The 935-nt window shown below is 31.0% G+C and carries 1 protein-coding gene; it reads right to left on the minus strand.

Going from position 1 to position 935, the window contains the following annotated elements; genetic code table 11:
• Nucleotides 1-191: 191 nt before the first annotated feature.
• Nucleotides 192-935 (minus strand): 2-hydroxyacid dehydrogenase (locus CD121_RS11050; protein WP_257214296.1); only part of this gene is annotated, 744 nt, incomplete at its 5' end.

Raw genomic sequence — 935 nt, forward strand, 5'->3', positions numbered from 1 at the left:
ACTCCAAGTTGCGTAAGCTATAAATATAGTATGAGCATATTACTTATTGAATAATATTATTTTAAATCTTACATTGTAATTAAACAATTACAGACGGTATAACAAAATTGTTAGATTGAGCTATTTTAAACATAATAAAAAGCCTATCTATTTAATTAAACTAAATAGATAAGCTTAAATTATAATTAAAACTATGAATTTACTGGGGTAATTGCAGATTTATTATTTAATACTGCTTTAATATTATCCACGCATAATTGAATCATATTATTCCGTGTATTTTCAGATGCACTACCAATGTGTGGAAGAATCACAGCATTAGGCATTTTTAATAGTGGATGATCCATAGCAATTGGTTCTTGTTCTAACACGTCTAAACCGCATGCTAATAACTGTCCTTTGTTTAAAGCATTTACTAAATCTTCTTCATTTACAATGGCACCTCTACCAATATTGATAAATATTGAATCAGATTTCATTTTTTCAAATGCGGATGCATTAAATTTATGTTTGGTTTCATCTGTTAAAGGTGCAGTACATACCACAAAGTCACTTTCTTCAAGTAATTCATCAAATGAAACCCATGTAGCACCTAATTCGTTTTCAGTCGCTTCTTGTCTTGAACGATTATGATATAAAATCTTAGTATTAAAGCCTTTCAAACGTTTAGCAAAAGCCTTACCAATATCTCCCATACCAAAAATACCAACAGTTGAACCATATACGTCTTTACCAGATAATAAATATGGCCCCCAACTTTTCCATTGTCCTTCTTGAATATATTGTTCAGCTTCTACAATGCGACGAGCAGTTGCTAACATAAGTGTAAAACCTAATTCCGCAGTCGTTTCAGTTAAAACTTCTGGTGTATTAGTCACAGTGACACCTTTTTGTTTGGCAACATCAATATCTATATTATCGAAACCAACAGCCAT

Origin of the sequence: Staphylococcus pasteuri, from assembly GCF_003970495.1 — a bacterium.
In the GTDB taxonomy this organism is placed as follows: domain Bacteria; phylum Bacillota; class Bacilli; order Staphylococcales; family Staphylococcaceae; genus Staphylococcus; species Staphylococcus pasteuri.